15 protein-coding genes and 1 pseudogene are annotated in these 14,885 nt (G+C 65.2%); 10 read left to right on the top strand and 6 right to left on the bottom strand.

Annotated features, from left to right (window positions below; genetic code table 11):
* Positions 1-50 precede the first annotated feature (50 nt).
* The 3 genes from ASD14_RS03515 (at position 51) to ASD14_RS03505 (ending at position 3,544) form a co-directional block, all read left to right on the top strand.
* The gene (locus ASD14_RS03515) at positions 51-995 is read left to right on the top strand and encodes a DMT family transporter (RefSeq protein WP_056129127.1); all 945 of its coding nucleotides are present in this window, start codon (positions 51-53) and stop codon (positions 993-995) included.
* A 93-nt stretch (positions 996-1,088) separates the two neighbouring features.
* A complete protein-coding gene (locus tag ASD14_RS03510) occupies positions 1,089-2,753 on the top strand; it encodes an ExeA family protein (protein WP_157475041.1) in 1,665 nt (554 codons plus the stop codon).
* Between the two features lie 2 nt (positions 2,754-2,755).
* Positions 2,756-3,544 carry a general secretion pathway protein GspB gene (locus ASD14_RS03505; RefSeq protein ID WP_056129122.1) on the top strand — a complete coding sequence of 263 codons (789 nt, stop codon included), beginning with the start codon at positions 2,756-2,758 and terminating at the stop codon, positions 3,542-3,544.
* 11 nt (positions 3,545-3,555) lie between these two features.
* Here the strand turns inward: ASD14_RS03505 and ASD14_RS03500 are convergent, their stop codons facing one another.
* Positions 3,556-3,897, bottom strand: a complete 342-nt coding sequence (locus ASD14_RS03500; protein ID WP_056129120.1) for a cupin domain-containing protein — start codon at positions 3,895-3,897, stop codon at positions 3,556-3,558.
* 145 nt (positions 3,898-4,042) lie between these two features.
* Between ASD14_RS03500 and ASD14_RS03495 the strand changes: the two genes are divergently transcribed.
* Positions 4,043-4,558: a sigma-70 family RNA polymerase sigma factor gene (locus tag ASD14_RS03495; protein WP_056129117.1), complete on the top strand. Its 516-nt coding sequence runs from the start codon at positions 4,043-4,045 to the stop codon at positions 4,556-4,558.
* A gap of 10 nt (positions 4,559-4,568) precedes the next feature.
* Complete coding sequence (locus ASD14_RS03490) at positions 4,569-5,231, top strand: hypothetical protein (protein ID WP_056129115.1); 663 nt, start codon at positions 4,569-4,571, stop codon at positions 5,229-5,231.
* A 69-nt stretch (positions 5,232-5,300) separates the two neighbouring features.
* Here ASD14_RS03490 and ASD14_RS03485 read toward each other — a convergent pair whose 3' ends face one another.
* Entirely contained in the window at positions 5,301-6,329 is a 1,029-nt protein-coding gene (locus ASD14_RS03485) for a fatty acid desaturase (RefSeq protein ID WP_056129113.1), read from the bottom strand.
* 161 nt (positions 6,330-6,490) lie between these two features.
* Between ASD14_RS03485 and ASD14_RS03480 the strand changes: the two genes are divergently transcribed.
* The 3 genes from ASD14_RS03480 (at position 6,491) to ASD14_RS03470 (ending at position 8,383) form a co-directional block, all read left to right on the top strand.
* On the top strand, positions 6,491-6,712 hold the full coding sequence (locus tag ASD14_RS03480; protein ID WP_056129110.1) for an RNA-binding S4 domain-containing protein: 222 nt from the start codon (positions 6,491-6,493) through the stop codon (positions 6,710-6,712).
* Between the two features lie 134 nt (positions 6,713-6,846).
* Positions 6,847-7,371, top strand: a complete 525-nt coding sequence (locus tag ASD14_RS03475; RefSeq protein ID WP_056129108.1) for a GAF domain-containing protein — start codon at positions 6,847-6,849, stop codon at positions 7,369-7,371.
* A gap of 109 nt (positions 7,372-7,480) precedes the next feature.
* Positions 7,481-8,383, top strand: a complete 903-nt coding sequence (locus ASD14_RS03470; RefSeq protein ID WP_056129104.1) for a c-type cytochrome — start codon at positions 7,481-7,483, stop codon at positions 8,381-8,383.
* A 9-nt stretch (positions 8,384-8,392) separates the two neighbouring features.
* Here the strand turns inward: ASD14_RS03470 and ASD14_RS03465 are convergent, their stop codons facing one another.
* Positions 8,393-9,358 (bottom strand): alpha/beta hydrolase, encoded by a 966-nt coding sequence (locus ASD14_RS03465; protein ID WP_056129101.1) that lies wholly within the window; start codon positions 9,356-9,358, stop codon positions 8,393-8,395.
* A 130-nt stretch (positions 9,359-9,488) separates the two neighbouring features.
* On the opposite strand from ASD14_RS03465, the gene ASD14_RS03460 reads away from it, so the two are divergent.
* Positions 9,489-10,340: a helix-turn-helix transcriptional regulator gene (locus ASD14_RS03460; RefSeq protein WP_056129096.1), complete on the top strand. Its 852-nt coding sequence runs from the start codon at positions 9,489-9,491 to the stop codon at positions 10,338-10,340.
* A gap of 15 nt (positions 10,341-10,355) precedes the next feature.
* Here the strand turns inward: ASD14_RS03460 and ASD14_RS03455 are convergent, their stop codons facing one another.
* Together ASD14_RS03455 and ASD14_RS03450 are read right to left on the bottom strand one after the other, a co-directional pair.
* Positions 10,356-11,039 (bottom strand): GNAT family N-acetyltransferase, encoded by a 684-nt coding sequence (locus ASD14_RS03455; protein WP_056129093.1) that lies wholly within the window; start codon positions 11,037-11,039, stop codon positions 10,356-10,358.
* Between the two features lie 245 nt (positions 11,040-11,284).
* A complete protein-coding gene (locus ASD14_RS03450; protein WP_056129091.1) occupies positions 11,285-12,274 on the bottom strand; it encodes a right-handed parallel beta-helix repeat-containing protein in 990 nt (329 codons plus the stop codon).
* A gap of 788 nt (positions 12,275-13,062) precedes the next feature.
* Here ASD14_RS03450 and ASD14_RS16430 point away from each other — a divergent pair.
* Positions 13,063-13,293: pseudogene (locus tag ASD14_RS16430) on the top strand (GIY-YIG nuclease family protein); the annotation flags it as partial.
* A 116-nt stretch (positions 13,294-13,409) separates the two neighbouring features.
* On the opposite strand, the gene ASD14_RS03440 reads toward ASD14_RS16430, so the two are convergent.
* On the bottom strand, positions 13,410-14,837 hold the full coding sequence (locus tag ASD14_RS03440) for an MATE family efflux transporter (RefSeq protein WP_082538718.1): 1,428 nt from the start codon (positions 14,835-14,837) through the stop codon (positions 13,410-13,412).
* Positions 14,838-14,885 lie beyond the last annotated feature (48 nt).

Raw genomic sequence — 14,885 nt, 5'->3', positions numbered from 1 at the left:
GTGGGTTGCGACCTTGAAAATCACCAGACACCCATGCCGACCACGCTCCCATGCCGATGAATCCCACCCGCAAGGCCTTCCTGCAGATCCATTTCTGCGTGGTGTTGTGGGGATTCACCGCGATCCTGGGCAAGATGATTTCCCTGCCGGCACTGCCGCTGGTCTGGTGGCGCCTGCTGATCGTCGTCGCCGCGCTCGCGCTGGTGCCGCGGGTCTGGCGTGGCCTGCACGCGATGTCGCCGCGCCTGATGCTCGCCTATGCCGGCATCGGCGCGCTGGTCGCGTTGCACTGGCTCACCTTTTACGGCGCCATCAAGCTTTCGAATGCGTCGGTCGGCGCGACCTGCATCGCGCTCGGGACCGTGTTCGTCGCGATGATCGAACCGTGGCTGACCCGTACACGGTTTTCCAAGCGCGAACTGGCGCTCGGCGTGCTGGTGCTGCCCGGCGTGGTGCTGGTCGTCGGCGGCGTGCCGCACGGCATGCGCGTTGGCATCGCGGTAGGCGCGTTGTCGGCACTGCTCGTCGCGGTGTTCGGATCCCTCAACAAACGCCTCGTCGAACATGCCGACCCGCTCACCGTCACCGCACTCGAACTCGGGGCGGGTGCGATCGTGCTCACCGCGCTCGCGCCACTGATGCCGCTGATCTTTCCGTCGTTCGCCGGCGACCTGCTGGTGATGCCAGGCACGCGCGACCTGCTCCTGCTGCTCGCCCTGTCACTGGCGTGCACGCTGCTGCCCTTCACCCTGTCGCTGATCGCGCTGCGGCACATGAGCGCCTTCGCGCAGCAGCTCGCGGTGAATCTCGAACCGGTGTACGCCATCGTCCTCGCCATCCTGTTGCTGGGCGAGCAACGCGAACTCACCACCCAGTTCTACCTCGGGGTGGCGATCATCCTCACGGCCGTGTTCGTGTATCCCCTGCTTGGCTCGCCGCGCCCGCTGCAGGAGGACGTGCTGTGTACCGCCGAATCCAAGGGCGCGGCCGAATGAGCCGCCTGCCTGCGTTCGCGCGGTTGAAAGCCCGTCGCATCCGCCGCCGGAGGGGTTGACCTGCTCCACGCGGTGGCGGCTAATGGCAGCCCAGTGGCCCATCCTGCAGGTCCCGGTATGTATCTCGAGCACTACGGCCTGAAAGAACCGCCGTTCTCGATCACGCCCGACCCGCGCTTCGTCTACCTCAGCGAGCGCCATCGCGACGCACTCGCGCACCTGCTGTTCGGCATCGGCCAGGGTGGTGGCGGCGGCTTCGTGCAGCTCACCGGCGAAGTAGGTACCGGCAAGACGACCCTGAGCCGGCTTCTGCTGGAGCAGATTTCCCAGCTCGAAACCAGTGTGCCCACGCGCGTCGCGCTGGTGCTGAACCCGCGCCTGTCGCCCGTCGAGTTGCTGGAAACCATCTGCGAGGAACTGCACCTGCCGATCGAAGGCAGGCGTGGCAGCGTGAAGGCGCTCACCGACGGGCTCAACGCCTATCTGCTCGATGCTTACGCAAAAGGCCTGCGCGTGGTGCTGATCGTCGACGAGGCACAGAACCTTTCGATCGAAGCGCTGGAACAGGTACGGCTGCTCACCAACCTGGAAACCGATACGCAGAAGCTGCTGCAGATCATCCTGCTCGGCCAGCCGGAACTGCGCGAAATGCTGGCGCGGCCCGAGCTGCGCCAGCTCGCGCAACGCATCACTGCCCGCTATCACCTCACTCCGCTCGACGCGAATGAAACCGCCACCTACCTTCGCCACCGCTACCGCGTCGCCGGCGGATTGCACCTGCCCTTCGACGCTGCCGCGATCAAGCGCATCCACGCACATTCGGGCGGCGTCCCGCGCCTGATCAACGTGATCGCCGAACGCGCGTTGCTCGGCGGTTACGCGCACGACGACACCCGCCTCGATGCGCGCATGGTCGATCGTGCGGCGCGCGAAACGCTCGCGCCCAGGAAGTCCGGATTTGCCGGCCGGCGCTGGCTGCTGCCGGCCGGCGTGGGTGCCGCGGCCTTGCTGCTGATTGCGGGTGTCTACGCGTGGCGCGCGTCGGAAACGGCTGGGAAGCCGTTGCCCGAAGCGGCTGCAGCGACCGCGTCGGCCGTGCCTGCGATCGCCAAGGCGAAAGCGAACAAGCCGACCATCGAATCGCTCGATGCAGATGCGCTCGCAGCGCGTATCGGCAATGCGGCGCCCGCGTCACCGCTCGCATGGAAACAGCTGCTCGAGCTATGGAAGCTGCCTTCCGACGATCTCAGCATCGGCATCGCGGCGAGCTGCCCGTTCGCGGTTTCCGCCGAAGCCTACTGCCTGCGTACGCGCGGTTCGCTCGACCGGCTCGTGACGCAGGATCGCCCCGTGCTGCTGCATCTTCGCAATGCTGCTCGCGACGCCTGGGCCGTGCTGCTTGGGGCCGACGCACGCCGCGCGCGGATAATGCTCGACGGGCGCACGCTCGACATCGACCGCATCGCGCTCTCCCGCTACTGGAACGGCGAATACGCGGCGTTGTGGCGCGGGCCCTCCAACCTCGCGCTGCCCGTCACCGACAGCAATCCTTCGCTGCCATGGATACGCGATCACCTCGCCACGCGTTACCTCCCGGTCGACGCCGTGGCCACGCTCGATGCCGACATGCAGTCCGCGGTGCGCCGCTTCCAGGACGACCACGGTCTCGCCAGCGACGGCGTGATCGGTGCGGAAACGCTGATGGCGCTCGCCTCCGGCGACAATGACGGGCCGCGCCTGCTGGGAAGCCTGGAGTAGCCATGTCGCTCATCCTCGAAGCTCTGCGCAAATCCGAAGCCGAGCGTCGTCGCGGACAGACGCCGGACCTGCTCACGGATGCGATTCCGGTCGCGCCCGCTATCCGGCGCCCGCCGCCGAACTGGACCATGCTGGTGCCGGTGATCGGTGCGGCGCTGATTACGCTGCTGCTCGTGGTGTGGTGGCTGCGTCCATCGGCGGAACCAATTTCCAGCGGCGGCGCTGCTGACGCCTCCGTCGGGGACCCAACGGTCATTGCTGGCGAAACCGCACCGGCTCGACCGCTGGATTCTCCGGCAGCACGTGCGCTGCCGAGCCTTTCGCCACCGGCCATCGGTTCGTCGGCGTCCGCCATACCCGGGAAATTGACGCCGCCCGCACCATCACCGCCTTCCCCGGCCGTGCCGTCGATGGTAGCAGCGCAGACTCAAGCATCCGTGCCCGCACGTGCACCTGGCGCAGCCGAGCCGAAACCGGCATTACCCGCGCCTGCGCAAGTCGCCTCGCTCGAGCCGCTTCCGGCACCTGCCTCCGCGAACGCGCCCGCCTTCGCCAGTCCCGATGTTCCGGTGAAACTCTCGGATCTTTCATCGGAGGATCGCGCGCAACTGCCGACGCTCAAAGTCAGCATGCACATGTGGACGTCCGATGCTGGGAGCCGGTTCGCGATCATCGACGGCACGCGCGTCAGCGAGGGCGATCGCGTGGGCGAAGCCACGATCGAGGCGATCCAGCAGGACGGCGTGATGCTGTCATGGCGCGGACGGCAGATCCGGTTGCCGATCCGCTGAGGTGCGTTCCGCTACTCGCGCCCTGGCCCCTTCGGATCACCTTGCGAATCGAACGCCGGCGGGTAGTAGAAATTGAGTGTCTTCAGCAGCGTGCGCCCGGTGTTGCGCACCTCATGGCGCTCGCCTTTCTCGATCACCAGCAGCCTGCCCGCCTTCAACGGCACGCGTTTGCCTTCGACTGACGCCACGCCGCTGCCCGACAGCACGAACAGCCACTGGTCCGCGCCGCGATGGCGATTGTCCGGGCCGCCTTCGCTACCGCCCGGCGCAATGACCATCTCCGCGGCCTGCGCCTTGCGCACTTCAAAGGCGACGCGGAAGCCTTTTCCGAACCTCAACGTTTTGCTGCGCATGACCGCGCTCCGCCTCCTGCCAGCCTCATCCTGCATGAGGGCACGTCAACGCGGGATGCAGCGGCCGTGTAAGGAATTGCCCGCTGCCGCGAATCACCTTCCGAAAACCGGCCTCCACTCCCGCCCAGGAAGGAACTGACTTTCCATGCAGATCGCAGCGGCCACGCAGGCCAGCACGCGCGCGCAGTTCAGCGAACTGCTCGAACGCCATCGCGGCATCGTGCTGAAGGTGGCGTACTCCTACTGTTCGCATCCCGAAGACCGGGCCGACCTCGCGCAGGAAATCGCCGCCCAGCTCTGGCGCGCATTTCCGGGTTACGACGCGGAACGCAGCTTCCCGACATGGATGTACCGCATCGCGCTGAACGTGGCGATTTCGCACCTGCGCAACACCAGTCATCGCCGGCAGCATGCCATTCCTTTTGAGGACGTCCTGCACGACATTGCGGATGAAGGTAGCGATCCGGAAACCAGCGAGCAGCTTCGCCTGCTCCACCGCTTCATCGCGCAGCAGGATCCGTTCAACCGCGCGCTGCTGCTGTTGTACCTGGAAGACCGCAGCTATCGCGAGATCGCCGACGTACTCGGCATCAGCGAAGGCAACATCGCCACGAAGATCAGCCGTCTCAAGCAGCGCATGCGCGCCGTTTTTTCTTCCTGAGGACACGACCATGGAACTCGACGAACTCAAGCTGGCCTGGCGCTCGATGGAACAACGGCTGGACAGCGCAGGAAAGCTGGGGCTGCAGCTCTATCGCGAGAGCCGGACGGATCGCGTCCGCTCGACGCTGCGCCGGCTGATGGCCGGCCAGTCACTACAGGTCGCGATCTGGATCGCGGTGACCACCGTCGTCGCGCCTTTCTGGATTGAACATCGCGCCGTACCGCATCTGCTCGTGTTTGGACTGGCCCTGCATGCCTACGCGGTCGTCACCGTGGTCAGCAGTGTCCTGCAGATCTGCATCATGGCTTCGATGGACTATTCCTCACCGGTGCTCGCATTGCAGCGCCGCCTCATCCAGCTGCGCACGCTGCGGATCTGGAGCACGTTGCTGCTCGGCCTGCCGTGGTGGTTGTTGTGGACGGTGGGTTTCGTGGTGGGGGTGAAACACTGGCTCGGCATCGATCTCTACGCGACGGCGCCGGCGTTCGTCTGGAGCAACCTCGGTTTCGGCGTGCTCGCACTGATGGCCAGCGTGTGGCTTGCGCGGCGCATCGCCCGTCGCGCGAAGGAGACCGGCGAGCCGGCCCGGTTTGCCGACGACCTCGCAGGCCACAGCCTGCGCCGGGCGATCGGGCAGTTGGGAGAACTGGCGCGTTTCGAACGTGATTAGCCGCGGACAGCCGGAGCGCAAAAAAAAGCGGGCCAACGCCCGCTTTTTTCTGTCTTACCGGTCGACGAATTATGTCGTCGCGCGCCTCGGAAACCCGACCATCCGCCGGGTCTCTTCGCACCACAGCTTCAGGCGCGCGCTCTTCAGGCTGGTCCACAGCGTGATGCGCGGTGCGGCCTGCAGCAGCGGGCTGGATTCGAACGCCTCGCGCAGGCGGTAGTTCGGAATGCGGCTCGCCAGGTGATGGATGTGGTGATAGCCGATGTTGCCGGTGAACCAGTGCACCACGCGCGGCAGGTCGTAGAAGGAACTGCCGGCGATCGCCGCCTGGTTGGAATCCCACTCGTCCTTGCGCGTCCAGTACGCCTCTTCGAACGTGTGCTGGACATAGAACAGCCACACGCCCGCGGCGCCGGCAATGAGCACGACCGGCAGGTGCACCAGCAGCACGGTGTGCCAGCCGATCGCCCAGCCCATCAGGCCGCCGACGACGAGCAGGACGAGGTTGTTGAGCAGCACGCTCGCCCATTCCTTCTTCCAGGTGAAGGGAAGATCGAACGGGAAGCGGTGCTTGAGCACGAACTGGTAAAGCGGCCCGATGCCCAGCAGCACCGGCGTGCTGCGATAGAGACGGTAGCCCAGGCGGCCATACCAAGGACGTGCGCGGTACTCGGCAACAGTCAGGGTTTCGATGTCGCCCATTTCCCGGCGGTCGAGGTTGCCCGACGTGCCGTGATGGATCGCGTGCGTCTTCTTCCAGTAGCCATACGGGAACAGAGTGACGATGCCGAGCACGCGGCCGACCATGTCGTTCGCGCGCGAGCTCGCGAAGAACGAGCCATGTCCGCAGTCGTGCTGGATGATGAAGGTGCGCACGTACAGACCTGCCGCCGGAACGGCGAGCAGCAACGTCCAGCCGTAGCCCCATTCGCCCACCACGCTCCATGCCATCAGCGCCCACAACGCGGCGAACGGCACCATCGTGTTGATCAGTTGCCATACGGCGCGACCAACATGGGGAGTGGCGAATTGAGCGCAGAGCTTGCGCAGGTTGACGGACGGAGCGGCGGATACGGTGTTCGATGCAGCAGTGTTCAAGCGGTTCTCCCCTAAGGCCCGGCCATTGTCCGGCCACATCCGCGCCACCGCAAACGACGCAGGCGTATGTTCTCGAAATGGTTGGGCTGGCGGTCACATTCCGCTTGCACTGCAGCCCGTTGCGCTGCGACCCTGCCGCCCCATTCAGCAAAGGTGGCTCCATGCAACGCCTCACTTTCGAGCTTGATCGCGACTTCGTCGAACTCAACCAGCTGCTCAAGCTCACCGGGCTTTGCGACAGCGGTGGGGCCGGCAAGCAACTGGTCGCCAGCGGCGCGGTGCGCGTCGACGGCGTCGTGGAGCTGCGCAAGACCTGCAAGATCCACGCGGGCCAGCGCGTGACGATCGGCGGCGCGGAAATCGAAGTGCTGCCAGCGCGCTGAGTCGCGACCGCATGACGACGTGCCGGTGTCCCGACCACGTCACTCATGAAGTTTCGTCCGTTCCCTTGGGCAACAGCCAGCCTCCGCAAGATCTGGTTTACCCTTCGCCCTCACGCGTCCGGAGAGCCAGCGCAGTGGATACCGTCACCCGCTTTCTCGAGCGCCGCGACGCCCTGCTGACGCGGCTCGACGAGCAACTGCAGGAAACCGACAGCGCGCACGACGCCGCATGGGTCCTGTGCGAATACACCGGCCGCGAACTCAATCTCGGCGACTGCGTCATGTACCTCCCCACCAGCGGCGACATTCTTGTCCAGGCCGCCGCATGGGGACCGAAGCGCGGTGCCGAACGCATGCTCGAATCGCGCCTGCGCCTGTCCATCGGTCGCGGCATCGTCGGCGAATGCGCGCTGCTGCTGCAGACGCAGTGCGTAGACGACACGCGCGAAGACATGCGCTACATCCACGATGACCAGCCGGGATTGTCGGAACTGTCGGTCCCACTCAGCCGCGACGGAATCCTGCTCGGCGTGCTCGACAGCGAGGCCGCGGAAACCGGCTTCTTCGACAGCCGCTACCAGCAGGCGTTCGAAGCGATCGCCCATATCGGCGCCGCGCACCTGTGGCGCCTGCGCAACCTGGCTGTCGTCCGGCGCTGAGGCACCGGCCCGGCTGCTGAATACGATTTCATGAGTCCCGTTGCCTCGGCGCTGGCCTGTTCCGGGCTCCGTCCGCGTATCCGCTTCCTGAAACATCACGGACACGGTCATGCGACGACTTCTGAAATGGGCCGGTATCGGCCTCATCCTCCTCCTGCTCGGCGTTGCCGGCCTCTTCGCCGTGGCCTGGGCGGTCACCAGCAGGGGGATGTCCCGCACCTACACGGTCGCCGATGCGCCGCTGCGCGTGGACGCCAATGCCGGTGCGCTCGCCCGCGGCAGGCATCTGTTCGATACGCGCGGCTGCGGCGACTGCCACGGGCCCCGAGGCGCCGGGCGCGTGCTGATCGATGATCCGGGGCTCGGCCGCATCGTGCCGCCCAATCTCACCCGCAGCCTGCGCAACCCGGCCTACACCGACGACGCGCTTGCGGCCGCGATCCGCCATGGCATCCGTCCCGATGGCACGCCGCTGCTCATCATGCCGTCGGGCGAATTCGCGGACCTTTCCGATGCCGATGTCGCCGCGGTGATCGCCTACATCCGCACGCTCCCGGCGAGCGACAACGACCCCGGCACCAGCGTCGTGCGGCCCGTCGGCCGCGTGCTCTACACCCTCGGCAAGCTGCCGCTGCTGCCCGCGGAAACCATCGACCATGCACCGCGCGAGCGCCACGCACCTCCCGCCGCGATCACGCCCGAATACGGCCGCTACATCGCGCAATCGTGCACGGGCTGCCACGGCGCGAATCTCGCCGGCGGCATCACCCTCATTCCCGGCAAGCCGGCGTCGGCCAACCTCACGCCGCATCCGACCGGGCTCGGGCAGTGGAAGGAAGACGAGTTCCTGCGCCTGATGCACACCGGTCATCGTCCCGACGGCACCAGCGTCGATCCGCTGATGCCGTGGGCGGTCTACAACAACATGGAAGAAGTCGAGCTGCGCGCGGTGTGGGCGTACCTGCGTTCGATCGATCCCGTCGCCGGCCGTGGCCAGGTGGCCAAGCGCTGAAGCCGCCGCTCACACGTTCCAGAGGCGACGGGCTTCTTCCGCAATGACGTCCGGAAACTCTTCCGGGAAGAACAGCTTCGCGCCGGTCACGCGGCGCACGCCTAGCGAATTGCCGAAGCTCCGATCGAGATAGTCCGCGCCCTCTGCGGAGAAGATCGTGTCGCCCGTGCCCCACACGATGCGCGCGGGTACCTTTGAGCTTCGCAGCCTGACCCCGAAGCCTTCCAGCCAGTTGCGATCCAGCGCGATGGCATAAGCGTGGGTGCGGTCCGGATTGGCCACCAGCGGCGAGAGGTAATACTCGATCGCTTCGTCGCTGGGATTGTGCGGATGGGTGAACGTCATTCCGCCGAGCCCCTGCGGTGAACGCGCAAGCGTCTTGTCCGCCAGCCAGGGTGCGAGCCATTTCGCGACGAACTCGCCCTTGCGCGCCAGCTCCAGCACGGGCAACAGCGCCGGAGGCGGGCAGTCGTGTTCGGTATCGCAGTTGGTCAACAGCACCGTGCGCACACGATGCGGATAGCGCACGAGGAACATCTGCGCGATCGCACCGCCGCTGTCGTTGGCAATCAGGTCGACCGTCGCGACGCCCAGCGTGTCGAGCAACTCGGCCAGCATTTCCACCTGGGCATCGGGCGCGACGCTCTGGCCGGTTGCGACTTCGGTATAGCCCAGGCCAAGCATGTCCGGCGCGATGCAACGGCGATACGGCGACAGACGATCGATCACACCGCGCCACTGGAAGCTGTTGAGCGGGAAGCCATGCAGGAACAACGCCGCGGCACCACTGCCGCGTTCGAGATAGGCGATCCGTCCGAATCGCGTCGTGGCCAAGCGGCGCTGCGCACGGTAGGCGGCGGCATCCAACGGTTCGCTAGTGGCAACGCGAGTTGGCTCGCGAGTGGAAGCCCGTACGCCCAGCGCAATTAACGCCATCGTACCGCTGGCCAAGGCGAGGAAATCACGACGATGCATCGATCTGCTCCGGAATGTTGACGGAGCGAATGATTCGCCACCGGATGCAGGTGGGCAATGACGCGCGAGGTCATGTCGGCTTGACCTGCGAGGTCATGGTCTTGCACGCGCCGCGGCGTATCCTGCTCTGGTGGACACCTTCGCACCGACCTCAACGCGCACGTCGACGCCACCTGTCGGGCAATTACTGCGCGAGTGGCGCACCGCGCGCCGCCTCAGCCAGCTCGACCTCGCACTCGCGGCCGATGTTTCCACGCGTCATCTCAGCTACATGGAAACCGGCAAGGCGCAGCCCAGCCGCGACATGCTCGCGCGCCTCGCCGATGCACTCGGCCTGCCGCTGCGGGAACGCAACACGCTGCTGGTCGCCGCAGGCTATGCCGCGCAGTACCCCGAAACCGCGCTGACCACGCCCGAACTCGAACGGGTGCGGCGCGCCATCGACTTCATCCTGCAACAGCAGGAACCCTTCCCCGCCTTCGTGCTCAACCGGCGCTGGGACGTGCTGATGGCCAATCCGGCGGCCATGCGCGTCAACCGCTTCGTCATGCGCGGGCGTGCGAGCGCGCACGACAACATGATCCGGCAGATTTTCGATCCGCAGGATCTGCGTCCTGCCGTTGCCAACTGGGAGGAAGTCGCCGGCGATCTCATCCGGCACCTGCACGATGCGGTCGCGGCCGCCCCTTCTGACCACGCCGCGCGTGCCCTGCTCGACGAAGCACTGGCCTATCCCGGCGTGCCTGCACGATGGCACCGGCGCGAAATCGACGTCGCCCCACTGCCGTTGCTGACCACGGTTCTACGGCGCGACGAACACGAACTGCGCTTCTTTTCGACGATCACGACGTTCGCCACTTCCCGCAACGTGACCATCGACGAATTGCACATCGAGTGCTGCTTTCCCGTCGATGAAGCCACTGCGGCGTTATGCCGCGCGCTGGCAGTCAACGAAGACAGCCTGGGCGACGGCAGCGCCTGATCCGGATCTACTCGTTCATGCCTGCGAGCGGCGCAACGACCAGAAGCCGATGTCGCAGCGATGACGGAAACCGATCTGTTCGTACAGCTGCTTCGCCCGCGCGTTCTCGTGGCTTACGTGCAGGAAGGGCGTATGTCCGTGTGCAAGCGTGTCGTTGGCCAGCATGGCGGTGAGTCGCCGCGCGTAACCGCGGCCGTTGAAATCGGGGTGCGTGCAGATCGCGCTCATCTCGGTGTGGGTCCCGGTGCCGAGGCGCTCGCCGATGATCGCGGCAAGCCGGGAGTCCTGGTAGATGCCGAAGTAGCGGCCCATCTCCATCGTGCGCTCGCGGAAGTAGTGCGGATACACCAACGCCGTCAGCGCCAGCACGTCGCCGCGATGCGTTTCGTCGAGCGGGAGGATTTCGGGTCCATCGACGACTTCAAGCCGCTGGGCGCAGACCATCTGCGCAAGCGGACGGAATGCTTCCACCTGCCATCCGGCGGGAACGTCCGGCAGCACGCCCAGCAGGTAGACGCTTTCATCCGGCGCCACCAGCGACTCGACGGCTTCCGCCACGTCCACTTCCGCGGATGCGACGCCGAGAAATGGGGCGAACTCGCGTGGATATCGCGCGACGTCGCCGATGCGCTGGGCGACATGGCGATGCCTGGTCTGCAGCGAATTCCAGAAGGGATTGTCGAGGTCGTGTGCAGGCATGAGTATGGGCAATGCATGCGGGTCGCGTGGAAAACGATGGTGGATTACTCGCCCGCATCAAGCAACGGCCTGGATGTCGGAACCGTTTCTCCACTCGGCTTTCACTGGCGGCGGTTGAATCGCCGGACGGCTCACGCCAGTACCGACAGTCGACCCGATGCTGTCCGACGAGCCGAGAACTTTGCATTCGGAAAAAAAACAGCCCGGCAAAATGCCGGGCTGTGCTAGGACCGCAAGGCGCGCCGCTATTGCGTAGCTTGAGTCGACGTAAACGAACCATTGTTGGCGTTTCCGCTGATGATATTACCGCCGTACGAGTAGATCGTTCCGCTATTGGACAACAACACACCGATCTTGTTGACGCTGATGGTGTTGCCTTGCATGCGCACGGTCGCGGCCGCGCCATCCGCCTGGATGCCGGCTGCGGTCGTCGAGCTGAAACCGTTGCCCGAGATGGTGCTGTTCTTAACCACCGCGCGTACCTCTCCCGGAGTGTTGGCGCGAGCGAAAACGCCATCGAACAGATTGCCGGTCACCTGGGAATTGCTAAGCGTCGTCCAGATTGAATAATTGCTAAAGCTGCCGTCGGCGAACAGTCCCGTATTGTTGTGGGCTAGGTTGACGTTATCGACGTCAACGATCGCATAGGCGTTGCCGGACGGCTTGATGCCGATTCCGCCACCGCCGCCGGCAGCCGCTGCCCCATTGGCATTGATGATGCTGTTGCGGACGGTCACGCGTACCGTACCCGCGCTCGGCGCGACGTAGATGCCATAGGAGGGTGTGGTACCCCGGAAATTCTGGATCAGGCAATTCTCGATCACTACCTGCGATGCGGAATTCACCCTGATGCCATTCAGGCCGGTTCCCGCGCCTTCGATCATGAGGCCTCGCAACACGATGCGGTCGGTGGCGGCGGCCGATACATTGATGCCGTTGGTTCCAGGAACCAGGATGCCGGCTTCGCCGCCTTCATTGGTGATCGTGATGGACTTCGTGATAGTCACCGCGCCGTAGCCGCCGGGATCCAGAACGCTGATTTCGCCGCCCGCCGCCGTCTTGGAAATGGCGCCAGCGAAGGTTTTGCACGGCGCCGTGCGGCTGCACGGATTGGCGTCATCGCCAACGCCGGAGACCCAGGTCCTGGTCGCCTGTGCGTGCGCCGCGCCGGTAGCAATGAAAACAAGAAACGCGGCCAACGTCGCCCGATGCAGCCATTTGGATGAATGCTTCATATCCCCTCCCCGTTGATGTCGTGATGGCCGGCGTTCCGGCGCCGGGCCATCGCAATCTACCGGATACCACGACCGGCGTCACATCTCAGGGAACATGGATCGAGCGTGGATGGCTGGCCGGAGTGGGCTCACAAATACGTTGCGGATCCACGCAACTGTGCGCGTGCGCAGGCCTTGCGGAGACAGCCCGTCCGAAGACGCAACGCCAGCAGGTGCGACGCATCGTGGGTGGTGAACATCCAGCGCGACCAGTCTGGCATGGGTGAAGCGGAAAGCTCACCGAGAAGCATCGTCAGCCGCCCTGCCACGGATCGTGGTGATTCCGGTGGTTACGGCTGCGTCGGCCGTGGACGACCAGGTCGTGATTCCCTGAATTCTTCATCAGTGCAATCCGCCCCCCTAGTTTCGCCAGGATCTACCTGCCATTCGAGGGACGTCCGCGGCGCCTGCAGGTAGGCGCTTTCATCTGCGGTATCGGGAGCCATCGGCGATTCGATTGCTTTCCTGATGCGTTGCTTCTTCCTACTCGGCTTCAATGGCAGTGGTGGGGATCACCGGACGGATCCCGTCCGGCATCCATAGGCTCGTGTGTTCCCCTGCCGTGCCTGAAGTGCTTCCAGTCGTGCTCGTCGGTACGCGTATTCCTGTCTCCGGAATTGTGGCCGTACTCTCTTTCGGGCTTCTCGCTGCCTGTGCAGGCGGCCGCCACTTCTCCTCGCAGGACGCCCGCCGTGGAGTGAACGATGCGTGCTTCGTCCACCGTATTCCTGCATCGTAGACTGCTGCGCATGGGCACATGGTTCGTCTATCTCATCGAATGCCGCGGCGCGAGCTTCTACACCGGCATCGCCACCGACGTCGACCGCCGCTATGCCATGCACGTGGCGGGTAAAGGTGCGCGCTATACGAGAGCACATCCACCGCAGCAGCTGCTTGCCCGGTTCGAATTTCCAGACCGCTCCGCCGCGAGCCGTGCCGAATACGCGATCAAGCAACTCGGTGCCGCACAAAAGCGGGCTCTCTGCGCCGGGACATGGCTGCCTGAATTCCTGGGTGGGCCAGGATCGCTGACCTTCGGTACCGCGCTCGGTACTTCACCAGCACCAGCCGGATCCCGCACCTGATTCTGCGCCTGCTACACCTGCACGGTCTTCCACTTTCCCCGCGAGAACAGCCACAACGTGAACAGGCCGACCGACGTCTCGGAGACGAACACGCCCCAGAATACGCCCGACTGCTGCCAGTCCAGCTGGATCGCGAGCCACCACGACAACGGGATCTGGATGAGCCAGAAGAACACGAAGTTGATCTTGGTCGGTGTCACGGTATCGCCGGCGCCGTTGAACGCCTGCACCGCCACCATCCACCAGCCGTAGACGAAGAACGAGTACGACAGGATGCGCAGCCATTCACCGCCGACGGCGATCACCTGCGGATCGCTGCTGAAAATCCCGATCAGCTCGCGCGGAAACAGGAAGAACAGCACCGACACCGCGACCGTGAAGGCCATGTTGTACCAGCCGATGCGCCACACCGAGGCTTCGGCGCGCCCCGCTTCGCCCGCGCCGAGATTCTGTCCGACCAATGTTGCCGCCGCGTTCGACATGCCCCACGCGGGCATCAGCGTGAACATCATGATGCGGATGGCGATGGTCGCGCCGGCGACGGCTTCGCTGCCGATGCTCGCGAGGATGCGCATCAGGAAGATCCACGAGGTCATGCCGATGATCATCTGGCCGACGCCGCCGAGCGACGTGCGCATGATATTCCAGAGGATCGCGCCGTGCCATTTCAGTTGCGAGGCGAGCACACGGATGTGTTCGCCGCCGCGGAACAGCTTCCACAGCTGATACAGCACGCCGGTGCCGCGGCCGATGATGGTGGCGATCGCCGCGCCTTCGATACCCAGCTCCGGGAACGGACCGATGCCGAAGATCAGCAGCGGGCACAGCACGATGTTGAGGCCATTGGAGAGCCACAGCACGCGCATCGCTATCGCCGCATCGCCCGCGCCGCGGAAGATCGCGTTGATGATGAAGAGCAGCAGGATCACCAGGTTCGCGCCGAGCATCCACTGCATGTAGCGGTAACCGTGTTCGAGCGCCCAGGCGTCGCCGCCCATCAGACGCAGCAAATCCTGCGCCCAGACGATGCCGGCGATCGAGAACGGCACCGATACGAGGAGTGCGACGAAGATCGCCTGCACCGCGGTGACCGCCGCTTCCTCGCGCTTGCCCTCGCCGATGCGCCGCGCGATCACCGCGGTCACCGCCATCGCCAGCCCCATGCCGACCGCGTACAGCAGGAACAGGAAACTCTCGGTCAGGCCCACCGTCGCCACCGCCGATGGCCCGAGTTTCGCGACGAAGAAGATATCGACCACGGCGAAGGTGGATTCCAGAACCAGTTCAAGCACCATCGGCACGGCGAGCAGGAACACCGCGCGGCGCAGCGGAATCTTCGTGTAGTCCGCGCCGGTGCCGCGGACGGCATCGCGCAGGTCCGACCAGAGCGAGTGCGTAGGCGCCATCGCGGTGGTTTCGAGAGTGGGCTCGGTGCTCATGCGCTATCGATTTCCTTCGCGGCAGACAATCGTGCGACGTACCCGTCG

Origin of the sequence: Lysobacter sp. Root494 (assembly GCF_001427225.1) — a bacterium.
Classification (GTDB): Bacteria; Pseudomonadota; Gammaproteobacteria; order Xanthomonadales; family Xanthomonadaceae; genus Agrilutibacter.
This window is presented reverse-complemented; position numbering and strand designations above follow the sequence as displayed.

What these genes read in the sequence shown, in the direction of transcription:
- ASD14_RS03500 (WP_056129120.1), bottom strand. Translation starts at nt 3,897, where the DNA reads ATGCGCAGCAAAACGTTGAGGTTCGGAAAAGGCTTCCGCGTCGCCTTT.
- ASD14_RS03515 (WP_056129127.1), top strand. Translation starts at nt 51, where the DNA reads ATGCCGATGAATCCCACCCGCAAGGCCTTCCTGCAGATCCATTTCTGC.
- ASD14_RS03465 (WP_056129101.1), bottom strand. Translation starts at nt 9,358, where the DNA reads ATGCATCGTCGTGATTTCCTCGCCTTGGCCAGCGGTACGATGGCGTTA.
- ASD14_RS03505 (WP_056129122.1), top strand. Translation starts at nt 2,756, where the DNA reads ATGTCGCTCATCCTCGAAGCTCTGCGCAAATCCGAAGCCGAGCGTCGT.
- ASD14_RS03470 (WP_056129104.1), top strand. Translation starts at nt 7,481, where the DNA reads ATGCGACGACTTCTGAAATGGGCCGGTATCGGCCTCATCCTCCTCCTG.
- ASD14_RS03480 (WP_056129110.1), top strand. Translation starts at nt 6,491, where the DNA reads ATGCAACGCCTCACTTTCGAGCTTGATCGCGACTTCGTCGAACTCAAC.
- ASD14_RS03440 (WP_082538718.1), bottom strand. Translation starts at nt 14,837, where the DNA reads ATGAGCACCGAGCCCACTCTCGAAACCACCGCGATGGCGCCTACGCAC.
- ASD14_RS03450 (WP_056129091.1), bottom strand. Translation starts at nt 12,274, where the DNA reads ATGAAGCATTCATCCAAATGGCTGCATCGGGCGACGTTGGCCGCGTTT.
- ASD14_RS03490 (WP_056129115.1), top strand. Translation starts at nt 4,569, where the DNA reads ATGGAACTCGACGAACTCAAGCTGGCCTGGCGCTCGATGGAACAACGG.
- ASD14_RS03455 (WP_056129093.1), bottom strand. Translation starts at nt 11,039, where the DNA reads ATGCCTGCACACGACCTCGACAATCCCTTCTGGAATTCGCTGCAGACC.
- ASD14_RS03495 (WP_056129117.1), top strand. Translation starts at nt 4,043, where the DNA reads ATGCAGATCGCAGCGGCCACGCAGGCCAGCACGCGCGCGCAGTTCAGC.